Genomic DNA, 20193 nt, shown 5'->3' with positions numbered 1-20193 from the left:
AAAATGAATAATGATTTTTACAAAGATTTAAAACAAATAGATGATTTCTCAAAAATCATGGAAGATAAAAATTATACAAAAATACCATCTGATTGGATTGTTTTGGTTTCAGATATACAAGACTCTACAAAAGCTATAGAAAAAGGCTCATATAAAGATGTAAATTTTATCTCAGCTTTATGTATCATTGGAGTTTTAAATATAGATAATAATCTTGATTTTCCATATATTTTTGGAGGAGATGGAGCTAGTTTATTAATTCCTTCATCAATTCTTGAAAAAGCAAAAAAAGTTTTTCAAGAAGCTAGAAAAAAAGCAAAAGAAGCTTTTGATTTAAATCTTAGAATTGGTTATATAAGTGTTAAAGAGATTGAAGAAAAAGGCTCTTTTATAGAGGTTTGTAAATATAAAATTTCAAATGAATATACACAAGCAATCATAAGAGGAAATGGCTTACAACTAGCAGAAGATTTACTGAAAAAAGAGTATGAAACTTACAAAATAGATGAAGAGTTTTCTTTTGATTACACAGCAAATTTTGAAGGATTAGAGTGTCGATGGGAAAATATTAAAACTCCTAAAGATGAAACAATTTCCATACTAATAAAAAGCATAAATGAGAAAAATTCGAGTATGATTTATGAAAATTGCTTAAAACAGATTGAACAAATAGCAGGAGATTTTAAAAGTAGAAATCCTATCCAAAAAGATGAACAATTTATCTTATCCTTTCATCCAAAAATCCTAAATACTGAAGCTGCAATCTTCACAAATAATATATTTTTAAGAATATTTCATATTTTTAGATTAATGATTGAAAATCTTTTGGGTGTTTTTTTGATGAGATTTGGTATTGGAGAGTGGAAAGAATATAAACAAAGAATTATCAGAACAACCGACACAGAAAAATTCGATGATATGCTAAGAATGGTAATTAGTACAAAAAAAGAGGATACTAAAAAAATTGAAAAATTTTTACATGAAAAGTATTCGCAAAATGATTTAGTTTATGGAATTCATCAATCAGATTCAGCTTTAATGACTTGTTTAATTTTTCAAAGACATGGAAAACATATCCACTTTGTAGATAGCTCAAATGGTGGTTATGCTATGGCTGCTAAAGATTTAAAAAAAAGATTAAAGGAACTTATTTATCACTATTCTTAGCCTTTTCAATATCATAAGAATATTTATATACCATATAATCGAACATTTTAGCATTTTGATTTTTTTGAAAGAAAAAAAACATCTCTATTAATCTAAAACTCATTCTAAAAAATGCAGTAAAAGGAATCACATAAGTTAAGATTGTTATATAAGTTCTATAAGGATAATAGATTTCTAACTCCTCTTTTAACTCTTTTAAAACTAAACTCTCTTCATGAAGTTTTGATCTATCTTGTGTGGAAATTACTCTAATTGCTATCAAAAAATTAACCACAAACATTAAAGCATTCAAATTCCAACCAATAATACAAATATCTAAATAACTCATCAATACTCTTTCTTTATTTTAAATATTAAGATTTTGATTATAGCTTATTTATCTTTTCTACTAAATCAATTGAGTATAATTAATTTAAAAAAATCCCAAAATGAGAAAATATGACTAAAAATGAATATGATTTAAATATAAAAAAACTAATATCTTGGGCAAAAGCATATTATGTATTTGATAATCCAATAGCAACTGATGAAGAGTATGATAAATTAGCAAGAGATTGTTTAGCTTTTGAGAGTGAAAATCCAGAACTATCACATCCTAATTCTCCAAATAAAAGAGTAGGAGGATTTGTTCTTGATGGTTTCGAAAAAGCATCTCATCTTTCTCGTATGTGGTCACAAGAAGATGTTTTTAACACAAAAGAGTTAGAAGATTGGATAAAAAGAGCATCAAAAGTAAATACAAATTTAGAGTTTTTTTGCCAACCAAAATTTGATGGTGCTTCCCTAAATCTTATTTATGAAAATGGTGTTTTAAAACAAGCAATAACAAGAGGTGATGGAAGTATTGGAGAAGATGTTACAAATAATGTTAAAACTATTCACTCTATTCCACTTGAAATAGCTGAAAAATCTTTGATTGAAATAAGAGGTGAAATCGTAATCAAAAAAGCTGATTTTGAAAAAATAAATGAAGAAAGATTAAAAAATAACGAACAAGTTTTTGCAAATCCAAGAAATGCAGCAGCAGGAAGTCTACGACAACTCGATCCAAAAATCACAGCAAAAAGAAAACTATTTTTCAATGTTTGGGGAATTGGTTTAAATACACTTAATTATAAAAAATATTCGGATTTAATGGAATATATTTACTCTTTAGGATTTGTAAAACCACCTATGCAAACTCTTACTTCAAATGTTGAAGGAATTGAAAAACTTTACCATGAAATCATAAAAGTAAGAGATGAAATCGAAATGATGCTTGATGGAATGGTTGTAAAAATAAATGATATAGAAACTCAAGATGAATTAGGTTACACAGTGAAATTTCCAAGATGGTCATGTGCTTATAAATTTCCAGCTTTGGAAAAAACAACAAAAATCAAAGATATTATTTTACAAGTTGGAAGAACTGGCGTTATAACTCCTGTTGCTGTTGTAGAACCAACAGATATTGAAGGAGTTGTAGTAGAACGTGCAAGTCTTCATAATTTTGATGAAATTGCAAGAAAAGATATAAGAATAAATGATGAAGTAATTATCATAAGAAGTGGAGATGTTATTCCAAAAATTACAAAAGTTTTTATAGATAGAAGAGATGGAACACAAAAAGAGATTTTTCGCCCTACTTCTTGTCCTGATTGTAATAGCGAACTTTTAGATGAAGGAACGCTTATAAAATGTCAAAACCTTGATTGTCCCTCAAGAGTTGTAAACTCTATAATTTATTTTGCTAGTAAAAATTGTATGAATATCGATGGACTTGGAAATAAAATAGTTGAAACATTAGTAAAAGAAAAAAAGATTTATGATATTTTAGATTTATACTCTTTAAAATATGAAGATTTAGAAAATCTTGAAGGATTTAAAGAAAAAAAAATAAATAATCTTTTAAATGCTATAGAAAATACAAAAGGAACAGAACTTCATAGAATCATAAATGCTTTAGGAATTGAACATATTGGAGAAGTTGCTTCAAAACAAATCTGTTTAGAGTTTGGATTAGAGGTTATAAATATTGATTACGATTCTTTGGTTAATCTTGATGGAATTGGTGAACAGATGGCAAACTCTTTTACTGAATTTATGAGAGTAAATAAAGAGTTAGTAAAAAAACTTGTATCTATAATCAACCCAAAAGTTGAAGAAAAAATTGAAGTAAGTGAAAATCCTTTTAAAGGTAAAACAGTAGTTATAACAGGAACTATGAGTGTTAGTAGAGGAGAAATAAAAAAAATGCTTGAATCACTTGGTGCAAAAGTCTCTTCAAGTGTATCTAAAAAAACAGATTATTTAATTTATGGTGAAGATGCAGGAAGCAAATATGATAAAGCTATTGAATTAAATGTTCCAACTTTAAATGAAAATGAAATGAATTCAATAATTTTATAATAAATTCAATTATATTTGTTGACTTTTTTAGTATTTTTAATATAAAATAATTTTATGAGAATTTTAGTAATAAATAACTATTCATTATTAAATAAAATTAAGTTTTATGTTAGTACTTAAGTAATTTTATATTAGAGTCTCCACTTAGTTTATTAAAATAACTATTTTGTGTTAAAAAAAGGTTTATTATGAATGAAAAAGAAATAAAGTTATGTAAAAAAATTATGATAGTATCTGAAACAAATGAAAAAGGTATTATTAAATATGCAAATGATGATTTTTGTAAAATTGCAGGTTTTACAAAAGAGGAATTAATTGGAAATCCTCATAGTTTAGTTAGACATAAAGATATGCCAAAAGCTGCATTTGAAGATTTATGGAATACTGTTAGAAGTGGTAAAATATGGAAAGGTATTGTAAAAAATCGAACTAAAGATGGAGGATATTATTGGGTAAATGCAACTGCTTATCCTTCAAAAACTGTTAATGGTGAAAAAAGATTTATATCAGTTAGAGTAAAGCCAACTGATGAAGAAATTTCAAATGCTATAAAGCTTTATTCAGAACTAAACTAGGTTAAATATGTTTTTAAAAAATAACACTAATGATAAAATACTTGAAGTATTAGAAAATATAGAAAATTATTTAAAAGATGACATAAACTCTTTAGTAATAGATGAATTTGAATGTTCAGGTTATAATAAGAAAATAAAAGACAAATTAGATTCTATTTGTAAAATTTTAAATCAAAAGCATAATGATGAATTGTTGATTTATGGCGAATTAATGCTTGTTTCTGAAAAAATAGGAAATGGTTTAATAGAAGATAAAATTTTTCATACTGAAACATCTAATACAAAATTAAATTATATTGCTAAAACAATAAATATTTTAGTAGATAACTTAAAATTTATAATAAATGAAATAACACAAATTTTAAATGAATATAGTAACTTCAACTATATGAAAAAACTAGATACTTCATTAGTTGATAATGATTTTAGAGTTTTATTTGAAGGCATAAATACACTAAGAAGTACAATAACAGAGATGCTAATAGAAAATAAATCAAATGGTCTGACATTAGATAATAGTTCAGATATTTTATTAGTAAATGTAGATAAATTAAATATCAGTTCAACTCAAGCTGCAAGTTCTTTAGAAGAGACAGCAGCAGCTCTTGAAGAAATTACAAGTAACATAAAAAATAATACTGAAAATATTACAAAAATGGCAAATTTGGCTAGCGAAGTTACAATCGCAGCAAATCAAGGTGAAAAACTAGCTTCTAAAACAACAACTTCTATGGAAGAGATAAATACACAAGTAAATTCAATAAATGAAGCAATAACTGTGATTGATCAAATAGCATTTCAAACAAATATTCTTTCACTTAATGCAGCAGTTGAAGCAGCAACTGCTGGTGAAGCTGGACGTGGATTTGCAGTTGTTGCTGCTGAAGTTAGAAACTTAGCAAATAGAAGTTCTGATGCAGCTAAAGAGATAAAAGCAATAGTTGAAAATGCTACTAAAAAAGCTAATGAAGGAAAAGAGATAGCAAATAGCATGATACATGATTATAAAAATCTAAACGAAAATATTAATTTTACAATAGAACTTATTTCAGATATCCAAAATGCTTCAAAAGAACAATTATCAGGGATTGAACAAATAAATGATGCTATAAGTCTAATTGATAGACAAACACAAGAAAATGCTTCTATTGCTTCACAAACTCATGATGTAGCTGTTTTAACTGATAGAATTTCTAAGTTAATAGTAAACAATGCTAATCAAAAAGAGTTTGATGGAAAAAATAATGTCAAAATAAAAGAATAAAAAAATAAAAGAATAAAAAAATAAAAGAATAAACTCAGGAAATAATAAAGTTATTTTATATAATATGATGCTTGTATTTATATAAAATAACTTTTATGGAAATTGAAATTGAATAGTAAAAAAAATAGTTTTGTTTTTGATGAAAGCAAATGTAAAATTTTAATTGTAGATGATTCAAAAACAATAAATAATCTTTTAACTAGAGAATTCAATAATTTTAACTACAAAACATATAATGCTTACAATTTAAAAGAAGCAAGAAAAATAATAGAAACTAATCACATTGATTATCTTATCTTAGACATAAATTTACCTGATGGAAAAGGTTATGACTTATTTGAAAATTTAGAAAATACTTCAATTAAAACTTTTATTTTAACTAGTCAAAAAGATGAGGAAAAAAGAGAATTTTCTTTTAAAAAAGGAATTATAGATTTTATTATAAAAGATAATTTTTTGTTTCAAAAAATTGAACAAATTATAGAAATGATTAATAAAATAGAACAGAATAAAAATGAAACTATTTTAGTAATTGATGATTCTTTTGTTATTCAACAACAATTAAAAGATTTATTTGAAAATAGAAATTATAATGTTCTATTAGCATCAAATGAAAAAGATGCATTAAAAATGATTCAAGAAGAACAACCTGATTTGATGATTTTAGATGTAGAATTAAAAAAAGCTAATGGAATAGATTTTTTACAAAAGAATAATGAATTAATAATTTCTGAATTAAAAATTCCTGTAATTATTATTAGTGGAACTATAAATATTACAATAACCAGAGATTCATACAAAGCTGGTGCAGTTGATGTAATAAAAAAACCATTTGTTATAGAAGAGATGAATTTAAAAATCGATTTATGGATTGATTATAAAAGAAAACAAAAAGAATTAAACCGTTCTTCTCAACTTTTAAAACAATATAAAAATGCTGTTGATGAAAGGTCAATTGTTTCAAAAACAGATGAAAAAGGAATAATTACCTATGTAAATGAACAATTTTGCTTATTATCTGGCTATTCTAAAAAAGAGTTAATTGGAAAAAATCACAATATAGTAAGTCATCCAGATAACAAAAAAGAGTTATATAAAAAGATTTGGAACACCATAAAAAATGAAAAAAAGAGTTGGACTGGAAAAATAAAAAACAAAAAAAAAGATGGAACTTACTATTGGATTGATGCATTAATTAAACCTATTTTAGATAAAAATGGAAATATTGAAGAATTTATTGCACTAAAAAATGATATAACAGAACAAGAAGATGTAAAAGAGTATTTCCAACTTAAATTAAAAGGTTCTCAAAAAGATTTAAATCACTCAATTAAACTAGCAAGAGAGTATGAAAAAGCTATTGACATTAGTTCAATACTATTAAGAACGGATGCAGATGGAAAGATAAATTATGTAAATAATAAATTTGTTGAATTAACTGAATTTACAAAAAAAGAGTTAATCGGATCTGATTATAGAATATTTAAGAATATAGAGACAGAAAATGAGATTTTTAAAAATATAGAATCTTTATTGGAAGATAAAATTATATTTAATGGTATTTTAAAAAATAGGTCAAAATTTGGAAAAACATACTGGATAAATATAACTATTGTTCCAATAAAAGATGATAATCATAAAACTATAGAGTATATGTGGATAATAAATGATTTAACAGAACTTTTTAATCTTAATGAAGAGATACAATCAACTCAAAAAGAGATTATTTATAAAATGGGAGAAATTGGAGAAACAAGAAGTAAAGAGACAGGAAATCATGTAAAAAGAGTTGCTGAATACTCAAAATTATTAGCAACTTTATATGGTTTAGATGAACAACAAGCAAATATTCTACTTGTAGCTTCTCCTATGCATGATATTGGAAAAGTAGGTATTCCTGATTCTATTTTAAAAAAACCTGGAAAATTGACTACTGAAGAGTTTGAAATTATGAAAGAGCATGCAATGATAGGCTATAACATTTTAAAAGATTCAAATAGAGAAATTTTAAAAGCAGCAGCAATTGTAGCAAAAGAACACCATGAAAAATGGAATGGAAGTGGATATCCTTTTGGATTAAAAGGTGAAGAAATCCATATCTATGGAAGAATCACGGCTATTGCAGATGTATTTGATGCACTTGGAAGTGAAAGATGTTATAAAAAAGCTTGGGAAGATGAAAAAATATTTGAATTATTTAGAAACCAAAGAGCTAAACATTTTGACCCAAAACTTATAGATTTATTTTTTGACAATATTCAGCAGTTTAATGATATTAGAGATAAATATAAAGATTAGAAATCAAAATGTTACTTTTTTCTATACTTTTTTAATCTATACTAATAATTTATAGAATTGCTACACTTATACTCTCTTTTTATTTTATAATACTGCATATTTCAATAATTATAACATAAGGTTTAAAAAATGAGTGAAGAAGTGAAAAGAGAAAAATCTCTTACAATGACTATGTTAATGACTCCAGATAAAGCAAATTTTTCTGGTAAAAATGTTCACGGTGGTGAAATTTTAAAAATGTTAGACCATGTTGCTTATGCATGTGCAGCAAGATATACAGGAATGTATGCAGTAACATTATCAGTTGACATGGTTTTATTTAAAGATCCAATTAAAATAGGTTCTCTTGTTACTTTCCATGCTTCTGTTAATTATACGGGTAGAACTTCTATGGAAATTGGTATTAAAGTTATTTCAGAAGATATAAAAGACCATACTATTAAAAATACAAATGTATGTTACTTTACAATGATTGCTGTTGATGAAAATGGTAAACCAGCTGCTGTTCCTAAATTAGAATTAGTAACTGAAGATGATAAAAGAAGATATAATGATGCTATTGCTAGAAGAGAAATGAGAATGGCCTCAAGACATTCAAAATAGTGATATTTTTACTATTATAAAAAAAGGGGGAAGATTTTCTATCTTCCCCCTTTTTTATTCTTCCTAAAAAACAAACTTACGCTTGCTCTTTAGACTCAATGTATTCTTCATAAGTACCTTTAAAATCAACGATTGTTCCACCTGGCTGAATTTCAATAATTCTATTTGCATAAGCATCTAATAATTCCCTATCGTGAGATACACAAATTACAGAACCTGCATAATCAAGTAAACCTTCACCCAAAGCAATAATAGCTTCTAAGTCTAAGTGGTTTGTTGGTTCATCTAAAACTAAGAAATTTCCTTGCTCTAACATAATCTTAGAAAGCATCATTCTATGTTTTTCTCCCCCTGAACAAGAATCAACTTTTTTCTCTTGCTCTTGACCATTGAATAACATTCTTCCAAGACAATTTCTAATTTCAGAAATATCAGCATCTCTATCACAATTTCTTAACCAATCATAAAGTGTCATATCACCTTTGATAATATCAGTTGCATTTTGTGGAAAATATGAATTTTGAATAGTTGCTCCCCATAAAACCTCTCCAGAATCTGCTTTTAGATTACCTTCTAAAATTTCACATAAAGTTGTTTTTCCAATACCATTTGTTCCAATAAGAGCAATTTTATCACCTTTTTCAACCGTAAAATTAATATTATCTAAAACAACTGTTCCATCATAAGATTTACAAATATTTTTAACTGTTAATAACTCTTTTCCAACTTCTCTTTTTTGTTTAAAAATAATAGAAGGATCACGTCTACTAGAAATTTGAATTGCACCAATATCTAATTTCTCAAGTTGTTTTTGTCTTGAAGTTGCTTGTTTTGCTTTAGAAGCATTTGCACTAAATCTAGCAATAAATTTTTCAAGTTCTTCTTTTTCTTTTAATTTTTTATTAACATCTTTTTCATTTTGTTTTGCAATTAAAGTTGAAGCAATATACCAATCATCATAAGTTCCAGTAAACTCTCTAATTTGTTTAAAATCTACATCTAAAATATGTGTACAAACAGCATTTAAAAAGTGTCTATCGTGAGAGATAACTACCATTGTTCCATCGTGATGTTGTAATTGATTTTCTAACCATCCGATTGTTGCAATATCAAGGTTATTTGTTGGCTCATCTAAAAATAGAATATCTGGTTTTGGATATAAAACTTGTGCTAATAAAACTTTAAATTTATCTCCACCTGTTAAAGTACTCATCAAATCTTGGTGTTGACTTGCAGGAAATCCTAAATCCTCTAAAATTCTAGTAATTTTCACATCATATTCATAAGTTGGATCTTCTTCACAACAAATAATTTCAAGTTCTGCAAGTCTATTATTTACTTCGTCAGTAAACTCAGGACTCATATAAAGTTCTTCTTTTTCTTTTACAGCATCGTGTAATCTTTTATTTCCTAAAAGAACAGCATCAAAAATAGTATTATTTTCATAAGCAAATTGATTTTGCGATAAAACACCTACTTTTTTTCCACTTTGAACTTGTACTTCACCCTCTGTTGCATCTTCTTGACCTGATAATATTTTTAAAAATGTAGTTTTTCCAGCACCATTTGCACCAATTAGACCGTATCTTTTCCCAGCATCTAATTTTAAATTTATATCTTGAAATAAAACTCTTGGACCAAAAGCTTTTTTAAGATTTACAGTTTGAACCATATTATAATTTTCTCCATTTATTTTATTTACTTAATGTATTAATTTTTGGATTATATCCAAAAAAATATATTTAGGACTTAATCAATTATTTTATAACTCTTTTTCAAAAGCTAGTTTCATGATATCATCTTCACTTATAACATCACTATTATCTTCATTTGGTGGATTTTTAATCCATAAAACTTTTGTTTTTAATTGGTCTAACTGATATTTTGTTAAATTTTTAATTAAAGTATCCGTAACCATTTCTTTTGTTAAAGTTCCCGCATTTAGCATCTTTTTGATTACTTTTTCTAAATTCTTTTTAGTTGCTTCAAATGCTTTTTCTTCATCAGTTAAAGAAATATACTCTTCATCCAAATATTTCATAACAGAATCACCTGGATATTTATAAGTAGTAATACCTTTATAATTATATTTTTGACATTTAAGTCTTGGGATATATACTCCTGTAAATACGTATCCAAAAACTGTTCCTAATCCTTCTAATGTTCGTAAAGGATTATGAGAACAGATATAATCCCCTTTTACCATAGTAGGTGAATTTAATAAAGAAGTAATATTATTATGTAAAATAATAAAACTACCTTTTACCTCTTTTGGACCACCTTTTAAAGAGTTTAACTCATTTTTATGAGCTAAAAAACTTCCTCCAACTTTTTTAGGACTTCCTTCTAGTGATACTAATTCATTTTCACTGATATCAAAATCCCCTTCAACACTATTAAAATTAATAGGTAATTTAAAAAGATTCGTTAATCTTCCTGATAATTTAACATCTCCTGCAACATCAACAGAACTATCTGCTAAAATAGTATAGTTTTTAATATCATATTTTTGTAACCAATTAATAATATCTTCATTACTTACAAGAGCAACCATTGGTTTATAAATATGTGAGATTACTTCAGAACCTTTATATTTCCAATATTTTTCTTCATCATCATATCTAGCTGTTAAATTGTTAAGTTTAACATCTGTTAATAAATCTCCACCAATTTCATCAGCTAATCCTTCTAAATCAGATAGATTATTTCCATGACATATATAGTCATGTTTTACACTAACAGGTCCACCTGTCAATCTTTCAATAATATTATTTGAACAATCAAAATATGTCTCTATATTTTTAGGTCCACCTTCAAGAGATACTAATTTATTGTCATTACACTTGAAATGCCCTTTTATTGTTCTAGGACTTGCTTTTATAGATTTTAACTCATTATAAGAACAATTAAAACTTCCTCTTACCTCTTTTGGTGCATAAGATAAAGTTTTTAATTGGTTATAAGAACAATCAAAATCACCAACTTCAGAAGGACAATCAAATAAAGAAATCAAATTATTTCTAGAACAGTTAAAGTCCCTTGCTACTGTTTTAGGACAACCTTCTAATGAAGTAAGCTTGTTATTACTTATATCAAAATACCCTTCAATTCTATCAAACTTAATAGGAATTTTTTTCCCATTTAGTCTTTCATTTAAATTCACATTACCTTGAACAGATACATAGAAATCTTCTGAAATCACATAGTTATTAATTGAATGTTCTTTTAACCATTTTTCGATTTCCCCGAGGTTTAGCATATCCTACCTTTTTGTTATTTTTTTAATCATTAGTTCTTTATTTTAGCATTTTATTCCTTATATATTCATATATAATAAAATTGAAAATTTTAAAAACAAAACAATTTTTATATATTATCAATGAACATATAAGCAATACAAAAAATACTTTATTTCTCATATAATTTACTCAAGTTAGTATTTGCTAGCTTAAATAAACAAAGGTTGTTTATCATGGCAAAAAAAGTTTGGATTATTGGTTCTAGTAGTGGAATTGGTTTAGAGTTAGTTAAGTTATGGTTACAAAATAATTATCAAGTGATAGCAAGTTCCAGAAATATAGAAAATTCAAATGAGCTATTAAATCTAAAATCAACTTATACAGATAATTTAGAACTTTTAAATATTGATGTTTTAGATAATGAAAATGTTATCGAAAGTGTGGATAGAGCATTTAATATTTTTAATGGTTTAGATATCTGTTTTTACAATGCAGGAGTTTATGAATCAATGACTTACGAGCAATGGGATATTTCAAATTTTCAATCTATGATAAACATAAATTATTTAGGTGTTTTAAGAGTTTTAAAACCACTTATTGCTTATTTAGAAAAACAAAAACACAAATCAACTATTGTTTTAAATGCAAGTTTGGCAAGTTGTTTTGGTTTACCTTATGGTGGAGCTTATAGTGCTTCAAAAGCTGCTTTAGTAAATCTTGCTCAATCTTTACAGCCTGAATTACAAAGAAAAAATATTTATGTGCAAATCATAAATCATGGTTTTGTAAAAACAAGATTAACAGCTAAAAATGATTTTCAAATGCCTCAACTAATGGAAGTAAATTATGCAGCTAAAAAGATATTTGAAGGCTTAAATAAGCCCTACAAATTTGAAATTTCATTTCCTTTTATTTTATCAAAGTTTCTAAAAATACTTAGTTTTTTACCATATAGTTTAAGTTTTTCTATAACAAAAAAGTTTTTAAAATGATTAAAATAAAAATTCTTGTGAAATATATAAAAAAGATTAGATTTTAATGAATAATAATACCCTAAAAAGCAAAACAGTTTTCCTTTATGGCATCCTTGGAATTCCTATTGCTTTTTTGGGTTTTCCTTTGTATATTTATTTACCTACTTTTTATGTTGAACATATTGGTTTAAGTGTTGGATTTGTTGGTATTATTTTATTAATTACAAGATTAATTGATATGATAATAGACCCATTTATAGGAAGATTCTGTGATATTTACAGCACAAAATTTAATATTATTTTTATCTCTTCTATCTTTTTAGTTTTTGGACTATTTTTTTTAATAAAACCTGTTTATTACAATTATTTTTGGTTATTTTTATTTTCAATAATTACATATATTTCTTATAGTTTTGTTTTAATTCCTTATCTTAGTTTAAACTCGATTTTGAGTAATAATGAAAGTGAAAATACAAAACTTGCTTTTTCAAGAGAGATTTTTATAATTATTGGAGTTTTAATCTCTTTATTAATTCCTTACATATTTTTAGTTTCAGATGATTCAAAAAAAAGTTTAGAACTTTTACTTTATACAATTTTGATTATTTTTCCAATAATCTTAACTATTTTTTATATAAAACTGAAATCTTTAGAGATAAAAAATAAAAATATAATTTCTGATAATTTCTTCAAATCTTTAAAAACTTTTTTTATAAATTATCCTCATCATAAAAAATTATTTTTTGCTTTTTTATTAAATAATCTAGCAAATGCACTTCCAGCAACTCTTTTTTTATTTTTCGTAAAATATGTATTAGTTTTAGAAGAAAAAACTGGACTTTTTTTGATAATCTATTTTTTAAGTGCAATTATAACTTTTCCAATTTGGATAAAACTATCAAATAAAATCTCAAAAAAATCTACTTGGATTTTGTCAATTATTATTGCAATTAGTGCTTTTAGTTTTGTGCCTTTTTTAAGTGAAGGGGATTTTTTCTATTTTGCAATAATTTGTGCTATAACAGGAATGTGTTTGGGAGCTGATATGGCATTGCCCTCTTCTATTCAAGCTGATGTAGCAAATGAAACAAAACAAAAAAATCAAGACATAACAGGAGTGTTATTTGGTTTTTGGGCAATGATTACAAAACTATCTTTATCTTTAGCTGTTGCTATTTCTTTTATAAGTTTAGAATTTACAAATTTTGAAACACAAAATATAAATCAGTTATCAATTTTAGCAATTATCTTTTTATACTCAATATTGCCTATTTTATTCAAACTTCTTTCTATTATTTTCTTATTAAAATATAAAGTAACAAAATAAACATACAAAACTCTCTTTTTTTATAATAAATTACCTTGTTTAAACAAAAGGAGTATTTGTGAAATTTTTATTTTTGTCAATATTTTTTTCTTCATCAATCTTTGCAAATACTTCTATTGATATTAAAAAATTTTCTGGACTTTGGTATGAAGTAGCAAGGATTGAAAATAGCTTTCAAACCTCTTGTGTAGCCTCAAGCGTAGAATACAAACTCCAAGAAAATAACACTTATGATGTTTATAATAGATGTTTTGAAAATGAATTAAATGGAAAACTAATAGAATATAACGGTTTTGCAAAACTAGAAAATAACCAACTTTTTATGAGATATTTTTTTGTTTTTAGAACTTCATATAAAATCGAATATTTGAATGATTATAAAACAGCAGTTGTTTCAAATGATGATTATTCAAATCTTTGGATTATGAGTAGAACACCAAATATAGATAAAAATGAGTTAGAAAAAATTCTAAATGATTTAAAAAACAAAATGGATATTTCAAAATTAGTTTTTACAAAACTTGACCCAAAAGGAAGATACAAATGAAAATAGCAGTTTTAGGAGCTGGAATTAGTGGACTTGGAAGTGCCTATATTTTAAGCAAAAAACATGAAGTTGATTTATACGAAAAAGAGGATAGATTAGGAGGACATGCTAGAACTACAATGGTTCAAGATGAGGATAAAGTCTTTGGTGTTGATACTGGTTTTTTAGTTTTTAATCATCCAACTTATCCACTTTTGACAAAACTATTTAAAGAGTTAGATGTAAAGATAGAAAACTCTGATATGAGTTTTGCTTTTTGGGATAAAGATATAAACAGAGCTTACAATGGCTCTTCTTTAAAAGGAATGTTTGCTCAAAAAAGAAATCTTTTTTCACTTACTCACTATAAAATGATAAAAGATATTTTAGATTTTAATAAAAAAGCAAATGAAGATTTAAAAGAGTGTAATTCAAATTTAGACAAAACTTTAGGAGAATACATAAAAGATTATTCAGATGCTTTCAAACAAAGATATTTACTCCCAATGGGTGCTGCTATTTGGTCAACTCCAAGCAATGAAATGAATAATTTTCCAGCAAGAACATTTTTAACATTTTTTAAAAACCATGGTCTTTTAGGAGTTTCAACTCATCATCAATGGCTAACTGTTAGTAATGGAAGCATAAATTATGTAAATAAAATAAAAAATAAAATCTCAGGAAAAATATTTGTAAACTCTGATGTTGTAAAAGTTCAAAGGGAAGAAAATGAGGTTTATTTAATCCATAGAAATGGAAATAAATCTTTTTATGACAAAGTTGTATTAGCTATGCATGCACCACAAGCTTTAGATATTTTAGAAAATCCTACACAAAAAGAAATTGAAATTTTAAGTGCTTTTAAATATAAAGAAAATAGCGCCGTTTTACATAATGACAATAATATTTTATATCCAAATAGAAAAATGTATGCAGCTTGGAACTATACAAGTTCAAACACGCAAAATAAGCTTGTAACACTTAGTTATTGGATAAATACTCTACAAAATCTAAAAACAAAAAAAGATTATTTTGTATCATTAAATGAGACTCAAAATATAAACAACGTGATTGAAAAAATCTCTTATGAACACCCTCAATTTGATTCACTTGCAATAAAAATGCAAAGCAGAAAAGATGAAATTTGTGGACATAATAACACTTATTTTGCAGGAGCTTATTGGAGATATGGTTTCCATGAAGATGGACTTTTAAGTGCTACAAAAGTGGCTTCAAAACTTGGATGCGAGTTCTAAAATGCAAAATTTATCAAATCACAATATTTTTGAAGGAACTATTTATCATAAAAGATTTCTTCCTAAAAAGCACGATTTTAAATATAACTTTTATCTGCTTGATATTGATCTGTTTGATTTAAAAAGTTTAGAAAATAGAATTTTTTCTATAAACAAACTAAATTTTATGAGTCTACAAAGTTTTGACCACTTTGGGAAAACTACGGATTTTATAAAAAACATAGAGGAACTTTTAAAAAGATTTGATTTAAAAACAACATCAAAAATGAGATTTTTAACACTTCCAAGGGTTTTAAACTTTGTTTTTAATCCTATTAGTGTTTTGGTTTTATTTGATGAAGAAAATCTTCCAACTTATATTTTAGCTGAAGTTCATAACTACAACAACGGTCGTGTTGTTTACCCAGTAAAACTTGAAAAAAGAGACAATTCATATTTTGGAGTTGTAAAAAAAGATATGTATGTTTCACCTTTTTTTGAGTGTGAGGGAGTTTATGAGTTTGAGCTAAAGTATGATGAAAACAAATTATTTATAAAAATAGATTTATACGAAGATAAACAACATAAATTAACAGCGATTTTTAACTCAAAAGCAAAGCCCTACACTTTTAAAAATATACTAAAAATATTTTTTCGATATATGTTCAGCACTTTTTTAGTGGTTTCTCGAACTTATTATCATGCTCTTAGGCTTTATTTAAAAGGGTTAAAAATCTATTTTCCAAGAGAAAATGACAAAATAAGGAGGTATTAAAAATGCAAAAATTATGGAATAAATTTGGAGATAACTTCTTTTCAAAAATAAAAATAGGAACATTACAAGTAATCTATAAAGATGGAACTATCAAACTTTATGGAGAAAAAAAAGTTGAAGAAAAAATAACTTTAGAAATATATAACAATAGATTTTTTAGTAGAACCATACTTTATGGAGATATTGGTTTTTGTGAGAGTTACATAGACAAAGATTTTGAAACTTCAAATCTTACAAAACTAATAGAACTAGCACTTTTAAATGCAAAATATCTTGGAACTACAAGTGAAAATGAAAAAAACAGACTAATAAATCTAATGCCTGTTTTTAATAAAATCAAACATAGTTTAAGAAAAAACTCAAAAACAAACTCAAGAAAAAATATCTCAGCGCACTATGACTTATCAAACGACTTTTATAAACTAATGCTTGATGAAACAATGATGTATTCAAGTGCTGTTTTTTCTCACAAAAACCAAGATTTATACGAAGCACAAAAAAACAAACTTGAAAAACTTTCATCAAAACTAAACTTAAAAGAAGGTTCTAAAGTTTTAGAAATTGGCTCAGGTTGGGGAGCTATGGCACTTCATTTGGCAAATGATAAAGGTTGTGATGTTACAACGGTAACTTTAAGTGTTGAGCAAAAAAAACTTTGTGAAGATAGATTTAAAGAGCATAAGATAGAAGATAAAATTGACATTTTACTTAAAGATTACAGAGATTTAAATGGTAAATTTGATGCAATAATTGCCGTTGAGATGTTTGAAGCTGTGGGAAAAGAGTATTTTCATATCTTCTTTAAAAAGTGTCAAGAGCTACTAAAACCAAATGGAGTTTTAGTTCTTCAAGTAATCACAATGCCAGACCAAAGATATAAAGCTTACTCAAAAGGCACTGATTTTATACAAAAATATATCTTCCCAGGAGGTCATCTTCCAAGTATCTCTAAAATCCTTGAAGTGACGTCAAAACATACAAGATTAAATCTAAATCATCTTGAAGAGTTTACAGAAGATTATGCAAAGACTTTAAATATTTGGCATGAAAATTTTGAAAAAAAATTAGAAGAAATTAAGAATTTAGGTTTTGATGAATATTTTATACGAATGTGGAAAATGTATTTAAACTATTGTGAAGCTGCATTTTTAACAAGAAATATAAATCTTCATCAATTGGTTTTTACAAGAGACCAAAATATAGATTTAAATAAAGGATTAATAGCATGAAAAATTTAATATTAGTTTTTTTAACAACCATACTACTAACAGGATGTACAGCAATGAAAATAGAAGATTTTAACAACACAAAACCAGAGTTTATTCCACAAGAATATTTCAATGGTAAATTAAGAGCCTATGGACTTGTAAAAGATAGAAGTGGAAAAATAACAAGAACATTCAAAGGAACAATGGTTGGTTCTTGGGATAAAAACGGTATTGGAACACTTGATGAATATTTTGTTTATGATGATGGTGAAGAGATGAAAAGGATTTGGACTTTAAAACCAACAGGAGATAAAAAATTTATAGCAACTGCAAATGATATTATTGGAGAAAGCCCAATGATAGCAAATGGAAATACAGTAATGATTGACTATGTTATGAGAACTCCTTATAAAGATTCTACTATTGATTTAAGTGTTCAAGATTGGCTTCACTTACAAGATGATGGAGTTATTATAAATCACTCAAAACTAAAAAAATTTGGTTTTGTTGTAGGTGAAATCGTAATTACTATAATCAAGGATTAAAAAATGGCTTGTAAATGCAAAGATATATTTTCTATAAGTGAGAAAAAAAGCAAGATTCACTTCATAACTCAAATAACAGAGTTAGTGATAAAATCTTCAAATCTTTTAAAAAGTTTGGGGTTTGAAACTTCAAAAATAGATGGAATTGTAACTATACAAGAAGAAAATCCAAAACTTTTTTTTGAGGAAAATTTTGATTTTTTCAATACAAATTTTAATGATTTAGAAAAAGATGAAATTAAAATCTTCATAGAAAATGAAGATAATCAACTCTCGCTTGGAACTATATTTTTTGCAAAACCAATGAACAGATATTTGCATTTTATAGAAGATAGAAACTTTTTTGATATTCTTGAAAATAGCAGTTTAACTGCTCACTTTCAACCAATAATTGATATAAACACAAATAAAATATTTGCTTATGAAGCCTTAACACGTGGAGTTTTACCAAATGGTGAGCTTATGTATCCAGACCAGTTATTTAAGAAATCAGCAAGAAATGATATGAATTTTACCCTTGATAGAATGTGTAGAGAAACAGCACTTAAAACAACAGCAGTTAAAAAAATAGATGCAAAAGTTTTCATAAACTTTATTCCAACTTCTATTTATGACCCAGAATTTTGCCTAGCTTCTACTGTAAAATGGGCAAAACAACTGGACTTTGACCCAAAAAACATAGTTTTCGAAGTAGTTGAAACACAAAATGTAAAAGATAAAGAACACTTAAAAACTATTTTAAACTACTATAGAAGTAAAGGTTTTTTAATTGCACTTGATGATGTTGGTGAGGGATACTCTTCACTTAATATGATTATAGATATAAAACCAGACATCATAAAAGTTGATAGAAATATCATAGAAAATATAGATAAAGATACTATGAAACAGTCTATTTATAGAGCTTTACGAACAATCTGTACTGAAAATGGTATAAAATTATTAGCTGAGGGGGTTGAAACTCCTTATGAACTTGAAAAAGTAAAAGAGATAGGTGTTGATTACGCACAAGGGTATTATTTTGCTAAACCTAGTGCAGAGATTGTTAGGGTTATTTAAGATAGTTTATAAAATTTTTTTCTTCGTTCCCAAGCTCCAGCTTGGGAATGCATAAGTTTTGGTTGAAATCCTTTTGCCAAAATCGGTAAATTGTTTCTAGAATATGTTGGTTCATATATTCTATCTACTTCTAGCCATTTTTGTTTCTTCTTTTTCATTTAGTTTTTATATGCATTCCCAACGAGGACGTTGAGAACGATAGAAAATTCTAATTATTCTCTTTGGTTATTTGTTTCTATTCCCATCTTTTTATTCTCCTTTTTTTATTTTTTGAATGTGTATTGTGTTTAAAATACTTCGTATTAATATAACTACTAATCCATGTATAATAATAACTTGAAAAATGACTGCTATAAAAAGCATTCCAAATCGTGTACTTATAATTTCACCAAATTTCAACCTCGAAATTTCACCATCTATTAAAGAACCTGTATAATTTATATAAATACCATATAGGCTTAATAAAATAGCTGCTGTAATTAATAGAAAATATTTAAACGATAACAATTGAGGTACAAATATCAAATATTTATGATTTAATATTCCTTTATGTTTATATTTTCCCGTTCCAAAATATTTTTCAGCTTTCTCATTTGCTGTGGGAATAGTCATTATGATTAAGACAATAGTTATTAATGCTACTATCCACATATAGCTAAAATAAAATTCTGTTACTTCAGACCATCTACTTCTTTGGGCATATATAGTGATATTTGGAAAGATTTTTGCCATAAACTGTGTAAAACTTTTTAAGATTGGATATACACTTAAAATATTTGTTGGTATCAAGAATACAACTATTGAAGCTACAAGGAAGAAGTTTATTACTTTATCATAAGCTTTATCATATTCACTTCTCTTTAGTTGTTTAAACTCATTTTCTAATTTCTTTTTTTCTTCTTTATCCATATTTCCCTCTTTTTTTTCAATTTTCTCTTTTATTATTTTAATCTACTTTTCATCGTTCCCAAGCTCAAGCTTGGGAATGCATAAACTTTACTTTATTTATT

General features: G+C 26.0%; 18 protein-coding genes and 1 pseudogene. 14 read left to right on the top strand and 5 right to left on the bottom strand.

Annotated elements, in window-relative coordinates; all coding sequences use genetic code 11:
• The first annotated feature begins 3 nt into the window (after positions 1-3).
• Positions 4-1167, top strand: coding sequence for a DUF3095 domain-containing protein (locus tag AAQM_RS05820; RefSeq protein WP_129095042.1), 1164 nt, complete (start codon positions 4-6; stop codon positions 1165-1167).
• Here the strand turns inward: AAQM_RS05820 and AAQM_RS05815 are convergent.
• Entirely contained in the window at positions 1148-1495 is a 348-nt protein-coding gene (locus AAQM_RS05815; protein ID WP_129095043.1) for a hypothetical protein, read from the bottom strand. The two genes, AAQM_RS05820 and AAQM_RS05815, sit on opposite strands and share 20 nt — an antisense overlap.
• A gap of 110 nt (positions 1496-1605) precedes the next feature.
• Between AAQM_RS05815 and ligA the strand changes: the two genes are divergently transcribed.
• The 5 genes and pseudogenes from ligA to AAQM_RS05790 all read left to right on the top strand — a co-directional run bounded on the left by ligA (position 1606) and on the right by AAQM_RS05790 (position 8295).
• Positions 1606-3555 (top strand): NAD-dependent DNA ligase LigA, encoded by a 1950-nt coding sequence (ligA, locus tag AAQM_RS05810; protein WP_129095044.1) that lies wholly within the window; start codon positions 1606-1608, stop codon positions 3553-3555.
• A gap of 188 nt (positions 3556-3743) precedes the next feature.
• Positions 3744-4130 (top strand): PAS domain-containing protein, encoded by a 387-nt coding sequence (locus AAQM_RS05805; protein WP_129095045.1) that lies wholly within the window; start codon positions 3744-3746, stop codon positions 4128-4130.
• Between the two features lie 124 nt (positions 4131-4254).
• Positions 4255-5394 (top strand): annotated as a pseudogene (locus AAQM_RS05800) (methyl-accepting chemotaxis protein); the annotation flags it as partial.
• A gap of 108 nt (positions 5395-5502) precedes the next feature.
• Positions 5503-7692: a response regulator gene (locus tag AAQM_RS05795; protein ID WP_129095047.1), complete on the top strand. Its 2190-nt coding sequence runs from the start codon at positions 5503-5505 to the stop codon at positions 7690-7692.
• Positions 7693-7821: 129 nt separating this feature from the next.
• On the top strand, positions 7822-8295 hold the full coding sequence (locus AAQM_RS05790) for an acyl-CoA thioesterase (RefSeq protein WP_128985702.1): 474 nt from the start codon (positions 7822-7824) through the stop codon (positions 8293-8295).
• 76 nt (positions 8296-8371) lie between these two features.
• Here the strand turns inward: AAQM_RS05790 and AAQM_RS05785 are convergent, their stop codons facing one another.
• Positions 8372-9967, bottom strand: coding sequence for an ABC-F family ATP-binding cassette domain-containing protein (locus tag AAQM_RS05785; RefSeq protein WP_129095048.1), 1596 nt, complete (start codon positions 9965-9967; stop codon positions 8372-8374).
• A gap of 90 nt (positions 9968-10057) precedes the next feature.
• Positions 10058-11554, bottom strand: a complete 1497-nt coding sequence (locus tag AAQM_RS05780) for a hypothetical protein (protein WP_129095049.1) — start codon at positions 11552-11554, stop codon at positions 10058-10060.
• A 213-nt stretch (positions 11555-11767) separates the two neighbouring features.
• On the opposite strand from AAQM_RS05780, the gene AAQM_RS05775 reads away from it, so the two are divergent.
• The 8 genes from AAQM_RS05775 to AAQM_RS05740 are packed head-to-tail and all read left to right on the top strand — an operon-like array spanning position 11768 to position 19183.
• Positions 11768-12526, top strand: a complete 759-nt coding sequence (locus AAQM_RS05775; protein WP_129095050.1) for an SDR family NAD(P)-dependent oxidoreductase — start codon at positions 11768-11770, stop codon at positions 12524-12526.
• Positions 12527-12572: 46 nt separating this feature from the next.
• On the top strand, positions 12573-13835 hold the full coding sequence (locus AAQM_RS05770; RefSeq protein ID WP_129095051.1) for an MFS transporter: 1263 nt from the start codon (positions 12573-12575) through the stop codon (positions 13833-13835).
• A 58-nt stretch (positions 13836-13893) separates the two neighbouring features.
• Positions 13894-14382, top strand: a complete 489-nt coding sequence (locus AAQM_RS05765; RefSeq protein WP_129095052.1) for a lipocalin family protein — start codon at positions 13894-13896, stop codon at positions 14380-14382.
• A complete protein-coding gene (locus tag AAQM_RS05760) occupies positions 14379-15617 on the top strand; it encodes an NAD(P)/FAD-dependent oxidoreductase (protein ID WP_129095053.1) in 1239 nt (412 codons plus the stop codon). Before AAQM_RS05765 ends, AAQM_RS05760 begins: the two co-directional genes overlap by 4 nt.
• Position 15618: 1 nt before the next feature.
• Positions 15619-16371 (top strand): DUF1365 domain-containing protein, encoded by a 753-nt coding sequence (locus tag AAQM_RS05755; RefSeq protein ID WP_129095054.1) that lies wholly within the window; start codon positions 15619-15621, stop codon positions 16369-16371.
• Between the two features lie 2 nt (positions 16372-16373).
• Entirely contained in the window at positions 16374-17600 is a 1227-nt protein-coding gene (locus AAQM_RS05750) for an SAM-dependent methyltransferase (protein ID WP_129095055.1), read from the top strand.
• Positions 17597-18124, top strand: coding sequence for a DUF3833 domain-containing protein (locus AAQM_RS05745; protein WP_129095056.1), 528 nt, complete (start codon positions 17597-17599; stop codon positions 18122-18124). Before AAQM_RS05750 ends, AAQM_RS05745 begins: the two co-directional genes overlap by 4 nt.
• A gap of 3 nt (positions 18125-18127) precedes the next feature.
• Entirely contained in the window at positions 18128-19183 is a 1056-nt protein-coding gene (locus tag AAQM_RS05740; protein WP_129095057.1) for an EAL domain-containing protein, read from the top strand.
• Here AAQM_RS05740 and AAQM_RS05735 read toward each other — a convergent pair.
• Positions 19180-19341 (bottom strand): hypothetical protein, encoded by a 162-nt coding sequence (locus tag AAQM_RS05735; RefSeq protein ID WP_164967038.1) that lies wholly within the window; start codon positions 19339-19341, stop codon positions 19180-19182. The genes AAQM_RS05740 and AAQM_RS05735 overlap by 4 nt on opposite strands.
• A 91-nt stretch (positions 19342-19432) precedes the next feature.
• Positions 19433-20092 carry a hypothetical protein gene (locus tag AAQM_RS05730; RefSeq protein WP_129095058.1) on the bottom strand — a complete coding sequence of 220 codons (660 nt, stop codon included), beginning with the start codon at positions 20090-20092 and terminating at the stop codon, positions 19433-19435.
• Positions 20093-20193: the final 101 nt, after the last annotated feature.

This window comes from Arcobacter aquimarinus (genome assembly GCF_013177635.1).
GTDB classification, from domain to species: Bacteria; Campylobacterota; Campylobacteria; order Campylobacterales; family Arcobacteraceae; genus Aliarcobacter; species Aliarcobacter aquimarinus.
Note: the sequence above shows the minus strand (reverse complement) of the source record. Positions and strands in the feature narration are given on the sequence as shown.